13 protein-coding genes, 2 tRNA genes and 1 pseudogene are annotated in these 16377 nt (G+C 56.9%); 11 read left to right on the forward strand and 5 right to left on the reverse strand.

Going from position 1 to position 16377, the window contains the following annotated elements; translation table 11 throughout:
- The first annotated feature begins 1 nt into the window (after position 1).
- Positions 2-826, forward strand: coding sequence for a diaminopimelate epimerase (dapF, locus tag AMUC_RS00255; protein ID WP_012419106.1), 825 nt, complete (start codon positions 2-4; stop codon positions 824-826).
- 43 nt (positions 827-869) lie between these two features.
- Here dapF and AMUC_RS00260 read toward each other — a convergent pair whose 3' ends face one another.
- On the reverse strand, positions 870-1625 hold the full coding sequence (locus tag AMUC_RS00260; protein ID WP_143245888.1) for a hypothetical protein: 756 nt from the start codon (positions 1623-1625) through the stop codon (positions 870-872).
- A gap of 640 nt (positions 1626-2265) precedes the next feature.
- Between AMUC_RS00260 and AMUC_RS00270 the strand changes: the two genes are divergently transcribed.
- The 4 genes from AMUC_RS00270 (at position 2266) to AMUC_RS00285 (ending at position 4775) form a co-directional block, all read left to right on the forward strand.
- Positions 2266-2340, forward strand: a tRNA-His gene (locus tag AMUC_RS00270).
- 65 nt (positions 2341-2405) lie between these two features.
- On the forward strand, positions 2406-3077 hold the full coding sequence (locus AMUC_RS00275) for a ubiquinone/menaquinone biosynthesis methyltransferase (protein ID WP_012419109.1): 672 nt from the start codon (positions 2406-2408) through the stop codon (positions 3075-3077).
- Positions 3074-4579, forward strand: a complete 1506-nt coding sequence (locus AMUC_RS00280; RefSeq protein WP_012419110.1) for an MATE family efflux transporter — start codon at positions 3074-3076, stop codon at positions 4577-4579. Before AMUC_RS00275 ends, AMUC_RS00280 begins: the two co-directional genes overlap by 4 nt.
- 120 nt (positions 4580-4699) lie before the next feature.
- Positions 4700-4775: transfer RNA gene (locus AMUC_RS00285), tRNA-Ile, on the forward strand.
- 227 nt (positions 4776-5002) lie between these two features.
- Here the strand turns inward: AMUC_RS00285 and AMUC_RS11635 are convergent.
- The 4 genes and pseudogenes from AMUC_RS11635 to AMUC_RS11650 all read right to left on the reverse strand — a co-directional run bounded on the left by AMUC_RS11635 (position 5003) and on the right by AMUC_RS11650 (position 11218).
- Positions 5003-5242, reverse strand: a complete 240-nt coding sequence (locus AMUC_RS11635; RefSeq protein ID WP_094137935.1) for a homocitrate synthase/isopropylmalate synthase family protein — start codon at positions 5240-5242, stop codon at positions 5003-5005.
- Positions 5236-5852 (reverse strand): annotated as a pseudogene (locus AMUC_RS13155) (beta/alpha barrel domain-containing protein). Before AMUC_RS13155 ends, AMUC_RS11635 begins: the two are co-directional and overlap by 7 nt.
- 574 nt (positions 5853-6426) lie before the next feature.
- Positions 6427-8166, reverse strand: a complete 1740-nt coding sequence (recJ, locus tag AMUC_RS00300) for a single-stranded-DNA-specific exonuclease RecJ (protein ID WP_012419112.1) — start codon at positions 8164-8166, stop codon at positions 6427-6429.
- Between the two features lie 190 nt (positions 8167-8356).
- Complete coding sequence (locus AMUC_RS11650) at positions 8357-11218, reverse strand: glycoside hydrolase family 84 protein (protein ID WP_012419113.1); 2862 nt, start codon at positions 11216-11218, stop codon at positions 8357-8359.
- Positions 11219-11669: 451 nt separating this feature from the next.
- On the opposite strand from AMUC_RS11650, the gene AMUC_RS00315 reads away from it, so the two are divergent.
- The 6 genes from AMUC_RS00315 to AMUC_RS00340 all read left to right on the forward strand — a co-directional run bounded on the left by AMUC_RS00315 (position 11670) and on the right by AMUC_RS00340 (position 16355).
- A complete protein-coding gene (locus AMUC_RS00315; RefSeq protein ID WP_167525129.1) occupies positions 11670-12602 on the forward strand; it encodes a metal ABC transporter substrate-binding protein in 933 nt (310 codons plus the stop codon).
- Positions 12599-13033 (forward strand): hypothetical protein, encoded by a 435-nt coding sequence (locus tag AMUC_RS00320; RefSeq protein ID WP_012419115.1) that lies wholly within the window; start codon positions 12599-12601, stop codon positions 13031-13033. The genes AMUC_RS00315 and AMUC_RS00320 overlap by 4 nt, the downstream gene beginning before the upstream one ends.
- The gene (locus tag AMUC_RS00325; protein WP_012419116.1) at positions 13030-13830 is read left to right on the forward strand and encodes a metal ABC transporter ATP-binding protein; all 801 of its coding nucleotides are present in this window, start codon (positions 13030-13032) and stop codon (positions 13828-13830) included. The genes AMUC_RS00320 and AMUC_RS00325 overlap by 4 nt, the downstream gene beginning before the upstream one ends.
- On the forward strand, positions 13827-14690 hold the full coding sequence (locus AMUC_RS00330) for a metal ABC transporter permease (protein ID WP_012419117.1): 864 nt from the start codon (positions 13827-13829) through the stop codon (positions 14688-14690). The genes AMUC_RS00325 and AMUC_RS00330 overlap by 4 nt, the downstream gene beginning before the upstream one ends.
- 112 nt (positions 14691-14802) lie before the next feature.
- A complete protein-coding gene (locus AMUC_RS00335) occupies positions 14803-15294 on the forward strand; it encodes a UvrB/UvrC motif-containing protein (protein WP_051729129.1) in 492 nt (163 codons plus the stop codon).
- A 5-nt stretch (positions 15295-15299) separates the two neighbouring features.
- Positions 15300-16355: a protein arginine kinase gene (locus AMUC_RS00340; RefSeq protein ID WP_012419119.1), complete on the forward strand. Its 1056-nt coding sequence runs from the start codon at positions 15300-15302 to the stop codon at positions 16353-16355.
- Positions 16356-16377 lie beyond the last annotated feature (22 nt).

Genomic DNA, 16377 nt, shown 5'->3' on the forward strand with positions numbered 1-16377 from the left:
TATGCTGCTTCACTTCTACAAGATGACGGGTGCCGGCAACGACTTTGTCATGGTGGACAATCGTGACCTGAGCCTCTCCTCCGTGCTGGACAGAGAAACCATAGAAGCCCTGTGTGACCGCCGCTTCGGCATTGGGGCTGACGGGTTGATCGCCGTGGAACCTTCCCAGGGCAAGGGGGGAATTGTTCGTATGCGTTATTACAATGCGGACGGCGGAGAAGCGGAAATGTGCGGCAATGGCGCCCGCTGCTTCGGCAACTTTGCCGCCGCCCTGCTTCATCACGACAAGACAGCCCCCCTTCCTTTTGAAACCATGGCCGGCGTCGTCACCGCAACCTTTGAAAAAGACGGCAACGTCACCGTAAACCTGACCAATCCCCACTCCATGCAGCTCTTCGTGCTGAATGCCGATCCGACTGTGGGGGCAGATGTCCATTTCCTGAACACGGGCGTCCCCCATGCCGTTGCGTTTCTGGACAAGCTGGAGGGCCTGGACATTTCCAGGCTGGGAGCCTATCTGCGTTACCATGAGGCCTTTTCACCCAAAGGCACCAATGCCAACTTCGCCAGAATCCTGTCTCCGGGGCACATTGCCATACGTACTTACGAACGCGGCGTAGAGGATGAAACGCTTGCCTGCGGAACGGGAATGACCGCCTGTGCGCTGCTGCATGCCGTATTGACGGACGCCCCCTCCCCCATTCAGGTGGACGTGGCGGGCGGAGACACGCTTAAAGTCGGATTCCAACGCACAGGGGACCGTTTCACTGACGTCACGCTGACCGGACCGGCAGACCTTGTGTTCACCGGAGACATTCAGATCTAAACAGCTTCGACCTGAAAAGGCGGACTCCTTCCCATCAGGGAAATTATCTGTTCAGCAGGGAACATTCCGCCCGCACATAACCGCCGTAATTATTGCAGAACGCCTTGTACACGGCAGGGCCCATATTCGTTTCGCAATAGTACTTTACGGTAATACAGCCGTTTTCGCGTTCCATATTAAGAAAACGGCTGGACAGCAGTACCAGATTGCTCTGGTAATTCCACAAAGCCATGTCACGCTCCATTTCCTCATGAATCCTGTCGCATATAAAGCTCTCCGGAGGAGGAAACAGAATGGCGCTGACAACACCGATCAGACAGATTCCCGGAATGACCCCTACGGCAAGAACCCCGTGACATTTCCTGACCAGGGGAAGGTGATTCCTGAATTTCCGGAAAATGGTGAAACGGAATAAATAACCCGCCAGCAGCGCCACCGGGAAGAACACATTCACGTACTCAAAAGCCAGGCTCATTCCTCCAAGAACGAAAAAACCGATGCCCTTCCATACCTTCCGGTAAACAGGAATGCAGGTACAAAGAAACACGTACAGAAGATATCCCAGCAGGCAAAGGAAAGGCAGAAGCGTTCCCGTAAAAATATGCTCCACCATGCAGTCCCACGGATATTCCCTGCTGGGAGCGAAGGCTTCATGGAAAAACATGCATACCATGCTCAAAAGCACCAGCGCGGCAAGAAGGATGGTCTTTACTTTTTTTGACTCATACAAAAGCCACAGCAAAACAACTCCGAACGGCAATAAATAGCAACCTATATTGTTGAATACAGTGGACAACATGGGAATATGAGGAAAGAAATTCATGGAGCGGATACGGATGAATGAGCGGTTAACAACTAAAACGCAGCAGCGGCTTCAGCAACAATAATTGGAAATAAAATAAATTCAAACACTCGTTTTCAAATAACCCATAAAAAATCATATTCTTTTCACGAAAAGACGTTCAGCCGGGCTCTCCCACTTGACAAAACAACCCTCTGAAAAGGATAGTAACGCTCTTGTGAAACACTACCTTTTCATCCAGGCCGTCCTCCTTCCGGTTCTCTTCTGCCTTCCCCAATGCAGCCGCAAACCGCTCCTTCCGGAATATACGCCTCTGTGTTCCGGAATGGTGCCGGGAGAACACACTGCCCACCGGGCCCTCCGGGCACGGGAAAACAGAACCTACCGGGTCGGCCCGAAAGGCGGCGTATATTACATCAATTCCCATAATAAAAAAGTTTACATCAAATCCAGGAGGGTGCAATAGAAGACCACACGGTTTCTCCGCAATTTTCCAAATGGGAAACAAATAACCGTCCTATCATGTTCTCATTGTATAATTGAGAAAATATTCCGTCCAAAAAACTCATTAAACTCATTTTCTTCTTGCCAAAATGGAAGAGGACGGGTAATGTCTGCCGCACCACAACACTAAATGGTGTCGGTAGTTCAATGGTAGAGCCCCAGATTGTGATTCTGGTCGTTGCGGGTTCGAGTCCCGTCCGACACCCCATCCCCTTTCCTTCATAAAAAGAGCACTTATAGTGCTCTTTTTTACTATCCCCCAGCCCTTTCCGCATGCGTAATCCAGAATTCGTCAAAGCCGCTTTTTCCGCTATTGCCCCGCGCTATGTGGCTACCAACCATGTGCTGAGCATGGGTGTGGACCTGCTATGGCGCCAGCGCGTCGTTCAGCTTGTCTCCGAATGGAAACCGGAAAACCTTCTGGATCTGGCGACTGGAACGGGAGACCTGGCCCTGGCCATCCTGAACGCAATGCCGGAAATCCGCCTCACCGGGTCCGACTTCTGCCAGCCCATGCTGGACATAGCGGCCAGGCGGGGACTGGATCATCTGGTTTGCGCAGACGCCATGAACCTGCCCTTCCCCTCCGCCTCCTATGATGCGGTCACTGTCGCCTTTGGCCTGAGGAACATGGCCAGCTATCCGGACGCCCTGCGGGAAATGGGCCGTATGCTGCGTCCGGGGGGCCATCTGCTCATTCTGGATTTTTCCCTGCCTGAGAGCCTGTTGAAAAGCCCTTACCGGTTTTATCTGCACCGCATCCTTCCCGTCATCGCAGGGTGGATGACCGGCCACCGGGAAGCATACGACTACCTGGCGGACAGCATTGAAGCCTTCCCCTGCGGGCAGGCCATGAAGACTCTGCTGCGGGAATGCGGCTACAGCAACATCACGGCGGAAGCTCTGAACGGGGGAATTGCCAGCATTTACACAGCCCAGCGATGAGTGCGGGGGACGCAAGAGAAGGCATCATACGCGGCAAGGCGGCACGCGCCCGCCTGGGCGGAAAACTTGCCGGACTATCCCTGCCCCGGCAAATCGCCGTGATTGCTTTCTGGCCATTCCTGGAACAGCTGCTGAGCTTTTTCGTCACCTCGTCCGACCTTTTCATCGCCACTAAAATAGGGGTGGACGCCCAGGACACCATCAACATCTCTGACGGCATGGGCGCCGTCGTCTTCATCATGTGGTTCGGCTTCGTCATCCAGGGGTCTATCATGATGGGAGCCACAGCCATCGTTTCCCGCATGACGGGCGCCAGGGACTATCCCCAGGCCCAGCATGGCCTGCACCAGGCCGCCATGCTGGGGCTCCTGGCAGGAACCATCTCCTGCGGACTTCTCTTCACATGCAGCGATTTCCTGGTCACGCACGTACTGACCATGAATGAAACCGCCCGGGCCTACGCCCTGCAATACGTTTATATGGCCGCATTTGCGGCCCCGTTCAGCGGCGTGGTCTTTGCCATCAATGCCGCCCTGCGAGGCTCCGGAGACACGCGGCTTCCCTTCTGGATCATGATGAGCGTAGGCATCCTCAATGTCATCTTCAGCGTCATCTTCGTCTTTGCGGACGCTCCTCTGGGCGGCTGGCGCATCGGAGGAATTGCGGCAGGAACGGTCTGCGGCTACGGCATCAGCATGTGCATCCTGCTGTTCATCATGCTGCGGCGCAGAAAAAAAATCTTCACGGGCAGGAAAAATGAATCCCTGGAAGAACTTGTCCGGGAACGGGGAGAACACTATGCCCCGCCCCTGTACCTCAGCTTTTCCCATCTGCGGCCGGACATGGGCATGCAGAAGCGCATCCTGAAAATCGGGCTGCCGCAGGCCGTGGAAGTCTTCGGCATGTGGGGCATCCAGATGTTCTGCCTTTCCATCATCAGTGAACTGCCTGTTAAAGGCGTGCTGGGCGTCCACAATATTGCCGTCCGCATTGAATCGCTCAGTTTCCTGCCCGGCTTCGCCATCGGCATGGCCGCTTCCACGCTCGTGGGGCAATACCTGGGCGCCCGGAACGCGCTTATGGCCCGCATCACCATCTGGAAATGCATGCGGTACGCCGTCATCTTCATGACAGGCCTGGGAGTGCTCTTCAGCGCCTTTCCCGCCCTGTTCATGGAGATATTTTCCAACGGCAGCACGACCCTCATTGATACCGGAATCCCCGTGTTGCGCACCATGTTGGTGGTGGAACCCTTCTTCGCCGCCTGCATCGTGATGAAAATGTCCCTGCGCGGCGCGGGAGACACCCGGAGAGTCATGCTTATTTCCTACGGCATTATGGGCTTTTTCCGGGTCGTCTGCACCTGGGTATGGTTCAGGCTGGCACCGGAAACCATGACTTTGTGGGGCATCTGGCTGGTTTTCGCCTTTGAAATGGCCGTTCAATCCGCCATCCTCTATAAAATCGTCAAGGGGCGGAGCTGGACGAAGCTGCAAGTCTGAACCTTTCTCCGGCCTCTCCCGCCTCCCGGCCCATTCGCAAATCCAAAACGTTTACTGCAGGATAAAAACTTTGCTTTCCTCCTCCAATTCTGCTAGCATCCTTTCACGTTGTTCTGCAACGGGCTCGTAGCTCAGCGGTTAGAGCAGGGGACTCATAATCCCTTGGTCGTAGGTTCGAACCCTACCGGGCCTACCAGATAACCCCCTGCAAGCTTTTCACTTGCAGGGGGTTTCCTTTTCCAGCGCAGAAGAAAAAGGCTCCTGTTGAAGACGCCTCTGCTTCCCCTCCTGCATATGACGGAGCTTCAAAACGACTGCCGGCAAATTCCCCGGTCGGCAAGTCCATGCCGAACACATCCCCATACAAATACAACAACCATCCGGAAATTCTGTGGGGAATTTCCGGGTAGTGGAAATTCATGCTTAAAGGGAGTCCACGAGGGCTGCCAAATCATCATCATATACGAACTTGCATCGATCTCCCCGTTTCTTGAACAGTTCAAACAGGCGCGGCATGTCCGTATCCGAAACGGAGAGGCCCAGCGCACTCAGGCGCATTTTCACGGCGTGCCTTCCAGAATGCTTGGTCAAAGGCAGTTCCGTAGCGCCCCAGCCGATTTCCTCCGGGTCCATCACTTCATACGTGCTGCGGTTTTTCAGCACGCCGTCCTGGTGAACAGCCGAATGCGGTCCACATTGGGAACATGGGATTTCAGATAGGAAATCAGGCGGAAATATTCCTCCGGCATCGTGAACCCCACCGTATCCGGAATATTGATGACGGCAGCGCCCGCGTCAATTACAGACTCTACAATCTCCGCCAGGAATTCCGGCTCCGTGCGGGAAGCGTCCTCTGCGGAAAACTGCACTTCCCCGCACAAATCGGAAGCCATGGCAACGGACTTTACGGCCATGTTCCTGATTTGTTCCCGGCTTTTTCCCAGCTTGTATTTCCGGTGGATGGGGGAGGTGGCCACCACCAGATGGATGCGCTCCCGTTCCCCGGCTGCCTTCAACGCTTCATGGGCGGCGATGTCCTTTTCCACGCAGCGGGCCAGCCCGCAGACACGGCTTTTTCCGTGCGTTCCGCCACGGCCCGGACAACTCGGAAATCGCCGTCTGAAATAACGGGGAAGCCCGCTTCAATAATATCCACGCCCAGCGTTTCCAGCTGCATGGCCACCTGTATTTTCTGCTCCACGTTCATCGCCGCGCCGGGGCACTGTTCCCCGTCTCTCAGCGTCGTATCAAAAATATGTATTTGTTCTTTCATTTACAGTAAAAATGTTAAGAGGTCGTTCCTTCGGGAACTGCGCACGGAAAACGTTCCTGTTACGGAATCATTCCTTTGGTGCAAATCAAGACAGCCGTTTACTTCCCTCGCCCCGGAACGGCTCACCGGCGCATATCAAGATATCTTCACGGACTTACCGTCCGAGAAGCAGCAATAGACGACCTTGCAGAAACAGGGTATTCATCTTGCTTGTTTTTACTATAAATCCACCCTGAATGGGGAACGGGACAGACAATGCTCTTTAAAACCTGCTCTGTCAAGACACCTCAAATACATATGACATTGTTAGAGTTGTCTCATCCATTGAAATTTTGAAAGAGAGTGCCTTCCTTCACAAAAAAACTGCCTGTTAAACAAGGTTATAATGTACGAATAAACATAGAATTCCAATAACTGGAACTCATTCCTGAAATCAGTTCCAGATGAGAAAATTATGTAACCCCAAACTGGATAATACGCCTAATAACAATCTATTAAGATTACCATAGGATAAGGTTTGACACATTATTCACAACTCAACGGCCTATTGCTATTCACAGCAATAGGCCGTTTTCTACATTTCCCGGTGGGAACGTATTTCCTGAATGGAAATGGACAGGGAGGCGCGGCCGCGGTACACGTTGCGGTCAATCGTGAAAGCGATATCCCAGGGAGGATTGGGAAGCTCCCGTTCCGCTCCGTTGAAGAAAATAGCGTCACGCTCCACGATGCCCTGGCGCATGAAAAGCTTCAGATGATTGGTTCCCACGCGCTTGGGCGGTTCCGTGGGAAAAACGTCGGAACTCATGAAGAGAGGCTGTGGATTGGAGTTGCCGAAAGGTTCCAGCTTTTCATAGCTGTCCAGCAAATCCAGCGTCAACGCCTGGAAGGACACTTCCATGTCTATGTTGAGCACGGGGCTGCGCTGTTCCTCCGTCGTGGTTTCAGACACATAACGGTTGAATGCCCGGCGGAAATCGTCCATGCGGGATTCTTCAATCACCAGCCCCGCCGCCATGTCATGGCCGCCGCCGGAAACCAGCGTATCCGCACAATGGTGAATGGCCTGCACCAGGGACACGCCGGGAATGGAACGGCCGGAGCCCTTCCCCACGCCGCTTTCGTCAAAGGCGATGACGAAGGTCGGCTTGTGGTACCGCCTCATCAGCTGGGAGGCTACAATGCCCACCACGCCGGGATGCCACGCGCGGGAACCCAGCACAATGACGTTATCCCTCTCCGGGTCAAAGGAGTTATGAAGCATTTCCACCGCATCCGTCCGGATGGCCTCCTCTTCCTCCTGCCGCTTGCGGTTGTGGGAATCCAGCATTTGGGCAAGCTGCACGGCCCTCCTGGCATCCATGGTCAGCAGGAGTTCCAACGCATCCATGGGGGAATCCATGCGCCCGGCGGCATTAATGCGCGGGCCTATCCTGAACCCCACGTGGGCGGCGTTCAGGAAGCCCGCGTGGTTGACGGAGTCGGAAGGTCGGATGCCCGCTATTTCCGTCAGGGTTTTGAGGCCCGTATGGCGGCTGTGCGCCAGCCTGCCCAGGCCGTGGCGAACCAGAATCCTGTTTTCCGCCACCAGGGGAACAATGTCCGCCACGGTTGCCACGGCCACCAGGTCCAGATAAAGTTTCAGGTCAAAGGTTTTCAGTTTCCGCTCCTTCAGGAGGGCATGCGCCAGCTTGAAGACTACGCCCGCGCTGCACAGATAAGTATATGGGCTGTTTTCCTCAATTTTGGCATTGACCACCGCCGCTGCATCCGGACGCCCCAAAGGGCCCGCCTCATGGTGATCCAGAATGATTACGTCTATCCCCAGACTGTTAAGCATGTCCACCTCCTTCACGGAGGAAGTGCCGCAGTCCACCGTAATAAGCAGGCTGGGAGGGTCCGCACATTCGCAAAGGCAACGCTTGATGCCGGCCTCGCTGAGTCCGTAGCCTTCCCGGGAACGGACGGGAATAAAATACTGGGGATCCAGGTCATAAGCCATCAAAATGGCCCGGAGAAGCGCCACGGAGGTGACACCGTCCACATCATAGTCCCCATAAATGCACACGGTTTCCCCTTCATCCACGGCCCGGAAAATGCGGTCCACGGCAGCCCTCATTTCCCCCATCAGGAAAGGGTCGCTCAGGTGGGAGAGCCTGGGGTCCAGAAAGAGTTCCGTTTCCATTCCCCCGGTGAAGCCGCGCTGCAGCAGGAGCTGCTTGACCAGCAGGGGCAGTTCCGCAGGAAACGCTTTCAAGACCGGATCATCCTCCTTCACGGAAGGGCGTAGAGTCCAATGAAAACCCGGCGTCATGGCAGTATTTTAGCCCCGCATCCAACAGGGTCAAGGTTGTTTCCGCAACAGACGGCCAAAGCGGAGAAAAGAAGCGTCCGCTTCCGTTTCCGGAAACAGTCCGCACGCCGCGCGCCCGGCCCTTTCAAAAAAAACTCCGCCCGGTTCGTTCCGGACGGAGTTCGGCGTAAGGCGCCAGCGCCTGAGACGGTTATTTCCTGGAGGAAAAAATCACTTCATTAATGATTGCATCCGGCTGGGGAGCCTTGTAGGTCAGGCGCACGGCGGAAGTTCCGGCAGGAATGGCAAATTCGGAGACTCCGGGACCGGCGTTTCTCTTGCCGACCAGCGTCCAGGCACCCTCGCCGCGGCGCGCCTGGATGGCGAAGGCGGCGGATCCCACTACGACTACCTTGGAAGCCCTGGGGTTGTCCAGATTGGGAACGACTACGTCCAACGGCTTATCGGCACGGTAAACCGTCTTCAGGTTTCTGTCGCTCAGGGAGACCAGGCTGGTGCCAGGATCAGAAGGAGGAACGTCAAATTTAAACATGTTCAGAACAATGTCCTGTTCCTTCCCGCTTTTATTGACCAGTTTCATGCCTTTGATCCCCTTGGGGAGCTGATTTCCCCTGGCAATGAAGTTCTTGCCCTGTTTGTCCAGCTTCTGGACCACGGGTTTGGAGGAACCTTCCACATCCAGCACTACCTCAGCCCAGGAGTTGACGTCATCCCGTTCCAGGTTGACTTCCAGCCAGGTGGCGTCCGTGGGGCCATCCAACCGCAGGGAAATAAATTCTCCGGGTTTCATCTTGTGCGTTTCCATTACGCGGTTGATTCGCACGATTTTGTCGGATTTCTGCACGGAAACGCCCTCCAGCCCAGCCACGTTGGAGGAAGCCATAGCGGAAGGAGGCGTGTTGACGGCTATTTCCCTCACGGCAGTCCAGACGGCCCGTCCGTTGCCCGTTTTCTTCGGCTCAATGACGCGGTAGCGCACGGCACGGAGCAAAACCGGCTTGGGAGCCTTCCAGGCTACCTGCATTCCGGCGGTCTCCGGCCCCAGCGGCTTCCAGGTCTTGAGGTCGCGGGAGCCTTCCAGCTGCCCTTTCTCTACATAGTCACCGTCCTTGTCGTTGCGGCCCATCAGCACTTCCACGCTCCGCACGGGAATGGGCATTCCGTAGTCCACGCCATACCAGTCTCCCGGCTGACCATAAGCGCCGGAGTGCCAGAAGGAGCCGCGGTCCCCGTCACAGAAGAGTTCCGCCTTATCCATGCTGCCCCCCTTGACCAGAGGCTTGGGGGAAAGAGCCGGAGCGCCGGCAATGGCCGGGAAAACTTTTTTGGAGACAATATCCGCCAGTTCATTGACGGCGGGGGCCATCACCCGGGAACCGGTCTTTACCGCGGAACGGTACAGCTGCCCTTCCTGGTTATGGCGGCGGGAAATTCCATCCATGGCCGCCAAAGCCTGCGTGGCCTGCACCAGGTGGGTCGCGGCCTCTCCGGCGTTGTTTTCCTCCAGCGCCGCCACGGCATGCTGGCCAGCACGCCCCAGTTGTTCAAAGGCGTCCACCCACGCGCCGATTTCCTTCATCAGCCGGGGATTGTCGGCCTTGGCGCGGATGACAGGCGCAGCGGAAGCCATGCGAGCGAATTCCTTTTTAAGCAGAGCCGCATCAGCCTTCTCTATCCTGCCTTCCCGGGCGGCTTCCAGCACGCGCTTGACCACAGGTTCTATTTCCACGGATTCCTCACGCCGGTAACCGTGGCCGTTAGGCCCCTGGTCGGAGTTGTGGTTCACAAAAACCTGCATGGCTTCCGCCGCCTTCGGGAACAGGCGCCTGACTCCCTCCTTCCAGGATTCCTCCGACTTAAAGCCGTTGATATTCCAGGAGTAGTCCGCAAGACCGAAGAGGGAAACCTTGGAGGCCTCCGGCTTATCCATGGGGTTGGAGACAAATCCGCCCATGGATTCCCTGGCTCCCGGTTCCGTGGCAAGTCCGTACACGCGGCCCATGCACAGGTTGGAACGGCAGTAGTCCGTAACGGGGAAATTCCACCAGACGTAGGAAGGGCGCTTGATTCTCCTGTTCACCCACTGCTGGCCTTCCAGCGTGATGTCATGGCAGACGGAATTCCCCGTCCACATAACGTGGATGGAGGGGTCCAGGCGGTCGCCCAGAATATCCAGATAAGTTCCCGGCTTGGGATTGGCCCAGCCGCGGTTGTACTCCGTAGGGCACATGACCAGGGGAGTGACGTCTTTCTTCACCTTGACAAATTCGTCATTGATTTTGTTCAGCAGAAGGGCCTGCATGTCCCCCCGCTTGCCCTCTCCGAAGATGTCGTCAAAAAACACGGCAAAGGAACGGACGCCCAGCTTGTACATCATCTCAAACTTTTTGATGACGTTGTTCATGTCTTCTTCCGTCCACTTAATGTCTTTGCCGGGGTGGATGGCCCAGACAAAGTCCACATGGTTTTCCTTCGCCACCTTCACCAGTTCCCTGATCTGGGCGGCCTGGTCTGCGGGATAGGGATCCCGCCAGTGGGGGGAGGAATGGTAGGGATCGTCCTTCGGCCCGTAGATGTATGTGTTCATTTTGTTCTGCCCGTAAAAGCGCAGCTGGCTCAGACGGGCTTCATGGCTCCAGGGAGTGCCGTAAAAACCTTCCACCGTTCCGCGGAATTCAATGTCCGGCCAATCCGTAATTTCCCCAACGGGCAAAATCACGCCTTCTCCGCCGGTCTTCGTTCCCAGCTGCCGCAGCGTCTGCATGGCGTAAAATGCCCCCCGTTCGTCATGGGCTCCTATGCCCACCTTTCCCTGCGGAGAAATCACCAGCTTGTAGGCTCCGGATTTTTCCGGAACCCCGTCCAACAGCTTGCTCCCGCCCGCCTTGGCAGAACGTATTGTCACGGAAGGCTTCCCGGAGAAAGCAACCGTCTGGGAGGTGAATTTGGACTGCTGGGGGGACGGATATACGGCAGGAGTCGCCGCCAGAGCGGAGCCGGCCAGAAAGGCCGCCACGCTCAAGCCACATTGGAGAAGTTGAAAACCATTCATGATGATGCGCGATAATGGAACCAGAAAAAACTTTCCACCTCAAGAAAAAACCGTCCTCCGCCATCAGGGGAAGAACACGGGAAAAGACTTCAAGAAGAAACTTCCCCGCCTTCTCTTCCCTCTTCAGGAAGATCCCCCCGCTCCTCATGGAATATTCGGGAACTGTCATCACTCCATCACCCGGCTCATCCGGAGACCGCCCGGCGCAGCCGCCTCCCTGCAGGAAGCGGCATGTTGATGGATTTCCTGTGAAGGGCAATCGTCCCGCACGGAAATCCTGGTGGGGCTGGATGCCGGGGGCGCCGCCTTCTCCCTTCTTGACCAAAAATTCACCGTAACGCTGAAAAACAAAAAAGGGCCGTGCAGAATCCCTGAAAAGTCAGCGTCATCCCATTTCAGAAGACAAATTTGACCATTGCATCACTTGAAGGGAAGGTTCATCATGCGGAACATGCTCCGGCGCATTTTGATTCCTTTTCTGTGTCTTCTGGGCCTGTTCTGCTCTCTTCAGGCCCAGGATGCCCCAGTATTGAAAATCGCGGTTCTGCACCCCGTCTTGGGAGACATGGCCCGCGCCATCGGCGGCAGCCGCGTGCAGGTGGCGGACCTGCTGCGCCCCAACGGCAACCTGCACAGCTTTGAACCCTCGCCGCAGGACATTGCCGCCGCAGGACGGGCGCGCCTGGTGCTGGCCTCCGGCAAAAACCTGGAGCCGTACCTTCCCAAATTAAAGGACGCCCTGGGAGGCAGCGCGCAAATTCTGGATCTCGGAGCCTCCGTCCCGGATGTTCCCGTGGAGGAAGACACCGCAGACCATGACCACGAACACGACGGAGACTGCTGCGCCCACGGTCCCAACGATCCCCACTGGTGGCACACACCGGCCAATATGAAACGCGCCGCCCGCACCCTGGCCGCAACGCTCACGCGGCTGGACCCGGACCATGAACAGGACTATAAAGTCGGCTTGTCCCGGTGGAACAGAAAGATGGACCAGCTTTCCTCCTGGGCCAGAAAGGAACTTGCGGACATTCCGGAAACGGACCGCGTCCTGGTTACGGGGCATGCGGCCATGAACCATTTCTGCAGGGAATTCGGCTTCCGCAGCATCAGCATCCAGGGGATAAGCCGTGAAGATGAAGGCAACTCCGCCCAGCTGGCCTCCACGCTGAAAAAGCTGAGGTCAGCCGGGGTAAAAGCCCTGTTCCCGGAATATTCCTCCAACCCCAAGAGCCTTACGGAAATCGCCAAATCCCTGAACATCCCCGTTGCCAGACCAATCAATACCGACGGGCTGGCCCCTGAGGGCCACACGTTCGAATCCATGTTCAGACAAAACACAGGCATCATCAAGGAAGCCCTTTCCCCGTCTCCCAGGCCATGACCAGCACACCCCTGCGGCAGTTTTTTCCCACTCTGGGAGTCGTCATCCTGCTGGGATTCTTCCTCTACAACATGACGGCACCCACCACCGGATCACAGGAAGCGGAGCATTCCGCCCCCACGGCGCAAACCGCGGATGTTCCCACGGTCATCACGGTCAGATGCGCCCACCGTCCGGAAGCCCTTTCCATCTCCTGCGGCGGCCGTCTTCTCTGGCAGCCCGAAACGCCCGGGCTGCATGAAGAAACGGAATGCGGCCTGCCGTTGAAAAACGGTTCCGTAACGCTTACCGTTTCCGCCCGCTGGCCGGAAAACACGCCGGACACCCCCGTCACGCTGGAACTGGAACCGGAGGGGAAAACCACCGTCTCCGCCACCCGCTGGTCCTTCGGCCCCTCCCTGAACGACAGCTACTCCTTCTCATGGAAATGAACAGCCCAGCCCCTCCCTGCACCCAGGACCACATCTGCTGGGGCGCGCACGCCAGCCACCCGGACCGCCACCGACTGGAAGTGGACAGCCTCAGCGTTTATTATGGAAGCCTTCTCGCGCTCAACGGCATCAGCTTTTCCATCACCTGCGGCCACACGCTGGCTCTGATGGGTCCCAACGGTGCAGGAAAATCCACGCTGATCAAGGCTCTGGCCGGGCTGATCCGCCCCGATTCCGGAAAAATCCTGTGGAACGGATGCCCCCTGCACGACACGCCGGGAGAAATAGCCTACCTGCCCCAGCGTTCCGACGTAGACTGGTCTTTCCCCATCACCGTCCGCGCGCTGGTGGAAATGGGCCGCTATCCGTCCCTGGGCCTGTGGAAAAAATTCGGGAGGCATGACCGGGATATTGTGGAAAAATCCCTTCACGTTCTTGGTATGGAATCCCTGGCGGACCGCCAGATTTCAGAACTCTCCGGCGGCCAGCAGCAGCGGGCCTTTCTGGCTCGGGCCCTGGCGCAGGAGGCCCATGTCCTCCTGCTGGACGAACCCTTCACGGGCCTGGACGCCCCCGCCAGCCAATCCCTGGGGAGGCTACTGGATTCCCTGTCGGCGGAAGGGCGGCTGGTCATCGCCTCCCACCACGACCTGAACACGGCGGCAGACATCTTCGACACCATCCTGCTGATGAACAGGGAGCTGGCCGCCTTCGGCCCCCCGAAGGAAGTGCTTACCCCCGCACGCATCCGGGAGACATACGGAATGGAACCTCAACCGGAAACCCAAGCTTCATGATGGATGATTTTCTCCAATTCCTCCGCGAACCCATCGCGCAGCGGTCCCTGCTGGCCTGCGTCATGATCGGCTTCGCCAACGGCTTCGTCAGCGGGCTGGTAATCCTGAAAAAATCCGCCCTCCAAATCGGCACGCTTTCCTGCGCCCTGCTGCCGGGCATTGCGGTGGCGGTGCTCCTCTTCGGCCTTACCCGCTGGAGCCTGCTGACGGGGGCTGTGGTGGCCGCCCTGCTGGTGGGTCTGGGTTCCCTCTTCGTCTCCCGTACATCCCGGCTGAACCAGGACACCGCCCTTTCCATCCTGCATACCACGGCTTTCGCTGCGGGCTTCATCGTGCTGGTCAGGCTAGGCCTGCAGCAGAAAATTGACGACTGGCTGTTTGGCTCCATCATGAGCCTGTCCGACTCCGACCTGTGGATCGCCTTCGCCATCAGCTCCGTCAGCGTCCTGATCCTGCTGCTCTTCCGCCGCCCCATCCTGATCTGCCTCTTTGACCCGGACATCGCCACCACGCTGGGAATCCCCTCCCGCCTCATCAGCTACGGCATTTTCACCCTGATCATTCTGGTGCTCGTTTCCTCCCTGCAGGCCGTGGGAGCGTTCCTGACGCTGGGGCTGCTTGTCGGCCCCGCCGCCACGGTGTACCTGCTTACCAACAAGCCGTCCCATCTCTTCTGGGGGGGAGGAATCATCGGAGGGCTGGGCTCCCTGCTGGCTTTTTACCTGTCCTTCCCCCTGGGCTGGCATCTGGGCGCCACCATCATTCTGGTGCTGGGCGTCATTTTTTGCACAGCCTATTTGTATTCATCACGGTGCGGACGTTTGAAACAACGCGGGAAGAATTCTTCTCAAGTACAATAACAAAGCCCATTTTCATGACAATCCATGACACGCAGACTACTAGTCCGCCACAGGGAGCGCCATTATAATGCGGGTTGTGAAAAAATGTGAGATATGCTCTGCACCGGCAACGGTGTTCCTGACACAGATCATCAACGGGAAGTCCACCAAATTCTGCCTTTGCGCCAAATGCGCCCAGGAGCGGGGTCTGCTGGATCCAGATGCCTTCGATCTGGCAGAGAAACTGTTCCCGAACCTTCAGGGCCAATTCGGCAAGGAAGGCGCGGCGGGGCCCGCCGCTCCCATTCCGGCCCTGCAATCCCTGCCCCTCACAAGCTGTCCGATCTGCTCCTTCACCCTTCAGGATTACAAAAACGTAGGACGCCTGGGCTGCAGTGAATGCTACAACGTCTTTGAAGAAGAAATCCTCCCTCTTCTTACCCAGATCCAGCCTGATTCCCACCATCACGGGAAAACGCCGGAACGGGCCGAAAAACGCGAAACGGAAACCCATACCATCAGCGATCTGGAACAACAGCTTTCCCTGGCAGTGGCAAGAGAGGATTATGAACGCGCCGCCAAACTCCGCGATCAAATCAAACAATTGCGCACGCCGACCAATTAACATACATGCTCTTTGACGACTTACTCAACAACCCCGCCAAATGGATGGTGGAATCAAGGGATGAGCACGACATCGTCCTCACCTCCCGCATCCGCCTGGCGCGCAACCTGACCGCCACCCCCTTTCCCGGCTGGGCCACACGCCAGCAGAGGGAGGAAACGCTGAAGCTCACTTCCGGAGAAGCGCGCCAAATCCCCGTCATGAAGGGAGGCTATTATGCGGAGCTCTCCGGACTTACCCAGCAGCAGAAACAGTTGCTGGTGGAACGCCACCTCATTTCCCGGGAACTGGCGGCGCGTTCGGAAGGCTGCGCCGTCCTCATCTCCCGCAGCCAGAATGCCAGCATCCTCTTTAATGAGGAAGACCATCTGCGCCTGCAGTATATCCTGCCCGGCATCCAGCTTAAAAAAGCATGGGGGGCCATCTCCAAAATAGACTCCGAACTGGAGGCCAGGCTCCCATACGCCTACAATACGCGGCTGGGCTACATTACCGCCTGTCCCACCAACCTGGGCACGGGCATGAGGGCCTCCGTGATGATGCATCTGCCAGGCCTCGTCATCTCCGAACAGATGCAGCAGGTCGTTCAGGCGGCCGCGCAGCTCAACATTACCGTCCGCGGCCTTTACGGGGAAGGGACGGAAGCCACCGGTAACCTTTTCCAGATATCCAACCAGTCCACGCTGGGGGACAGTGAAGACCAGATTGTGGAACGCATGACCCGCTTCACCTCCGACCTGGCCCATCAGGAATGGAACGCACGCAGGCGGCTGCTCCAGTCATCTTCCCTGCAGGTGAAGGACCGCGTTTCCCGCGCCTACGGCCTTCTGACCAATGCCACTCTGCTTTCCACGCAGGAGGCGCTGGCCCTGCTCTCCTTCCTCCGGATGGGAGCGTCTCTGGACATCTTTTCCCACCAGGCATTAAAAAACGTCAATAAAACCATCATGAACATCCAGCCGGCCCATCTGGCCCGCCTGTCCACCACGGACCAAACCACTCCGGAACACAGGGACCAGATCCGCGCTGATATTATTCGGAAAGAACTTTCCGGCAACTAATGCAACCAAACAATTTTTTTGA

The sequence above is a fragment of the Akkermansia muciniphila ATCC BAA-835 genome, from assembly GCF_000020225.1.
GTDB lineage: Bacteria > Verrucomicrobiota > Verrucomicrobiia > Verrucomicrobiales > Akkermansiaceae > Akkermansia > Akkermansia muciniphila.

Bases quoted from the DNA above. Each gene is read 5' to 3' on its own strand.
- AMUC_RS11650 (WP_012419113.1), bottom strand. From the start codon at position 11,218: ATGAATGGTTTTCAACTTCTCCAATGTGGCTTGAGCGTGGCGGCCTTT.
- dapF (WP_012419106.1), top strand. From the start codon at position 2: ATGCTGCTTCACTTCTACAAGATGACGGGTGCCGGCAACGACTTTGTC.
- AMUC_RS00330 (WP_012419117.1), top strand. From the start codon at position 13,827: ATGATGGATGATTTTCTCCAATTCCTCCGCGAACCCATCGCGCAGCGG.
- AMUC_RS00325 (WP_012419116.1), top strand. From the start codon at position 13,030: ATGAACAGCCCAGCCCCTCCCTGCACCCAGGACCACATCTGCTGGGGC.
- AMUC_RS00260 (WP_143245888.1), bottom strand. From the start codon at position 1,625: ATGTTGTCCACTGTATTCAACAATATAGGTTGCTATTTATTGCCGTTC.
- AMUC_RS00320 (WP_012419115.1), top strand. From the start codon at position 12,599: ATGACCAGCACACCCCTGCGGCAGTTTTTTCCCACTCTGGGAGTCGTC.
- AMUC_RS00340 (WP_012419119.1), top strand. From the start codon at position 15,300: ATGCTCTTTGACGACTTACTCAACAACCCCGCCAAATGGATGGTGGAA.
- AMUC_RS00275 (WP_012419109.1), top strand. From the start codon at position 2,406: ATGCGTAATCCAGAATTCGTCAAAGCCGCTTTTTCCGCTATTGCCCCG.
- AMUC_RS00315 (WP_167525129.1), top strand. From the start codon at position 11,670: ATGCTCCGGCGCATTTTGATTCCTTTTCTGTGTCTTCTGGGCCTGTTC.
- recJ (WP_012419112.1), bottom strand. From the start codon at position 8,166: ATGACGCCGGGTTTTCATTGGACTCTACGCCCTTCCGTGAAGGAGGAT.
- AMUC_RS00280 (WP_012419110.1), top strand. From the start codon at position 3,074: ATGAGTGCGGGGGACGCAAGAGAAGGCATCATACGCGGCAAGGCGGCA.